This is a genomic window from Shewanella surugensis (genome assembly GCF_023284005.1).
Classification (GTDB): domain Bacteria; phylum Pseudomonadota; class Gammaproteobacteria; order Enterobacterales; family Shewanellaceae; genus Shewanella; species Shewanella surugensis.
Map to the genome: position 1 here is coordinate 1 of NZ_JAKIKS010000246.1, position 3,042 is coordinate 3,042.

Annotated in this window: 2 protein-coding genes; one reads left to right on the plus strand and one right to left on the minus strand. The window is 39.5% G+C overall.

Going from position 1 to position 3,042, the window contains the following annotated elements:
- Nucleotides 1-319 precede the first annotated feature (319 nt).
- The gene (locus tag L2764_RS26490; protein WP_248943333.1) at nucleotides 320-1,843 is read right to left on the minus strand and encodes a sulfatase-like hydrolase/transferase; all 1,524 of its coding nucleotides are present in this window, start codon (nucleotides 1,841-1,843) and stop codon (nucleotides 320-322) included.
- 729 nt (nucleotides 1,844-2,572) lie between these two features.
- On the opposite strand from L2764_RS26490, the gene L2764_RS26495 reads away from it, so the two are divergent.
- Nucleotides 2,573-2,728: a hypothetical protein gene (locus L2764_RS26495; protein ID WP_248943334.1), complete on the plus strand. Its 156-nt coding sequence runs from the start codon at nucleotides 2,573-2,575 to the stop codon at nucleotides 2,726-2,728.
- Nucleotides 2,729-3,042: the final 314 nt, after the last annotated feature.

Below are 3,042 nucleotides of genomic sequence, written 5' to 3' on the forward strand. Positions count from 1 at the left end.
CATCGGGATCAATTAAAACTCGGAATGTAGATAGTGCCTTGGGCACGGACTTAAGCCCTTTTAGGGCGTCACCCAAATAAGCCTCCGGCTTTGCCGGAGGTAAGTTAACTCTGTTTGGTCGTTATTCTTCGTTTTGTCGTGTACAGGGAGTCGACATATACTCTGAAATATTGGGAGTATCACATACTATTTCAGGGGGTAGGTACTTATTAACAGGAAGAGCCCCTTTTCCTCAATACTCGTTTCCATATCGCCTTTAGCCTCCTTACCAGCAAATCTCAGCTCAGATATTCATGAAATCCGCAATGAGTTGTTAGTTTCATGGGCATTTATTGTGGGAATCGAAGCCTTTATCGTCACGGTAATGGGCGCATAAATCTCTTAACATCTGTTTCCAGGGAGCATCGCCCTTATATGTTTCTAGACTGTACCATCTCTTTTGTTGGGTATCGACCAAGATTAGATCACTATAGTCAGGTAACATGGCTAGCTGCCAGTGTTGAAAATATATCGAACGCTGTTTTTTAGCTATCATCTCCATATAGATAGAGGGAACCAATACCGCTCGTCCATTTTGTCTAATCTCATATTTAGACATAGTTTCTGATAGTACCTTAGCCTCATCTATAAAGCTGGCATTGATCGATTTTATCGGAAGTGAGGATTCAACAAAAACGCTTTGTTGCATGACTTGGCTTATATCTTTGGGCAAAAATTGACCGTCGAATTTTTTGTCTGTCGGCTGTAGTGATAAACCCAGCTCCTCAAACAGGCTAGGGACAATATCTATTAAGGAATAAACCCCCTGAAATTGTTTGGCGGTTTCTACTTGTTGATTGAATCGGCGATAGGCCATTAAAACGTTGGCTTGTTCTTGACTCAATACATTAGTACCGTGGCCCCAAGCATTAACGTTGAATTTAACTTCATCTTTAGGTTGGTTTCCCAATAAGGTATCTTCTTTTAACATGAAGCCCTCACCATGATCAGAAATTAGATATACCAGTGCGTTATCTAAGAAGCCCTTGTCTTTTAATGTATTTATAAACTGTTGAAATTGAAGATCAACTTTAGTAAGCATAGCCTGATACATGAAGTGATTATAGTTACCTTTCCATTTAACACTGTTCACATCGATAAAGTCCTTAGAGGTAAAAGGCCAGTGTAATTGACAAAAATGTACGGCTAAGAAGTTAGGTTGTTTGGTGGAGAGCGAATCTGTGACCTTACGGTTAAACAATTGAGGATCGTAGGCTTTTCCATAAGCCCGGTTCATATATAGGTAAGGAAAAAGTGATTCTGAAACATCAAACTTGAGAAATAAATTAATTAATGGAATGTCACCTATATTCGCTATGATGGCATCGGCTGCACCGATCTTAGGCCCAATTACCTGATCGAATCCATATTCATTGTCGATTTGGTTGAATCGCCTTTCGTCTATGCTATAGGTTGTTTTATAGCCTCTGGCTTTAAGTTCTCTAATTAGGGGCAGTTGTTTATTTATCAGTTCTGGTGGGGCGAGATTAAACCTTGCGCCATGGTTAATCGGGTACTGACCGGTAAGTATGCTCATCCAAGCTACATAAGTTCGCCCTTGGGGGGTATAGGTTTTATCATAGAGATAAGATCGTTGGATAAATTGGTTTATGTTCGGAGTAAAATGATTGTTCGAATCCCGAAATCTAAGATGATCCGGCCGTAGGGCATCTATGCCAATAATGAAGATATTTGGATGGGTTTTATCTGTTGGCGGATAATGTTCACTACTACTTTTGAATGACCAGACCGCTAAGACTATACCTATAGAAATAATTGAGAAAACTAGTCGTTTTCCAGCCATAATAACCAGCCCCCATAAAAATAAACTACATAGAGCTAATAATAAAAGGGTCAAAACCCATATATTTGCTAAGGGGGTGTTCCTGAGGAATCCAAGTAATGATGTGGGATACCAATAGGCATTGGCACCTAATACTAAGGTGATGTGACTCAATACTATGATTAGCCATATTTGAGTCCTGATCCCAGGATCTTTACATATAGTGAAACAAGGCTTGCAGGAAATAGAGATAATAAAAGACCAGATTACATGTAAGGCTATGACTAAAAATATAAATTGCATTAAATCCAAAATAAGCCATAGGCTGAGTAGATTATCATCTCCCAAATGTGTCATGGCTTCCGCGAGAGATAGTGATGAATAGTACTGTAATAATTGTTTAAAGTTATAGAGTACGACTAAAAATAACAACATCATGGCATTAGTGCGCCAAAATATTCGAACCATAGAGAAAGATTTAGTCATCTTTTCGAGCTCTTGAGCCATATATTCCCCCATAATTAGCACTCATTCCTTAACTTTAGACCAGTTTATAGAGTATTGAATGTTTCATATCCTTGGTTCTTTCTACTTTCCTGTTGGTCAGTTCTCCCAGCATTCTGTAGCCTTGTAGATCCAAGGTCAATCTTGATACAGGGACTATTTTTTTGTGAATCTATAGCAGCGTCTTTTCACTACTTTTATTTTTTTATCTGATGTTACGCAGCTCATATCTGGTGTTCTTGTCTGATGAAAAAAGCTACTCTTGATTTATATACCGACTCTTTGCTAAGCACCTTTGGTGCTGTGACGGCTACAGGTCTGTCAGACATGGTCGAAGGTGAGCTCAGTCATGACAAGATCACTCGGCTTTTATCTGATCAAGACTACACTTCCAAAGATTAATGGCAGCAGGTTAAATCGACAGTGAGAAGCGTTGAGCGTTTTGATTTTTGACGAAACGATCCAAGAAAAAGCTTGGACGGTGAAAGTGAGTTGATGCTCTGGCATTACGATCATTGTAGTGGCCGCAGCGTCAAGCGCATCAACCGACTAAATGCGCTATAGCATGCTGGCGAAATGTCTATTCCAGTGGCATTTAAGTGGGTAAAACTTAGATTGCCATAATAACCGACACACTTTGGTATAGAAAAGAGGGTTAGCTGCCTATAAGCTTCAATCTCTCACAAAATCGGCCAAGGTTCTCAAATGAAAAACCA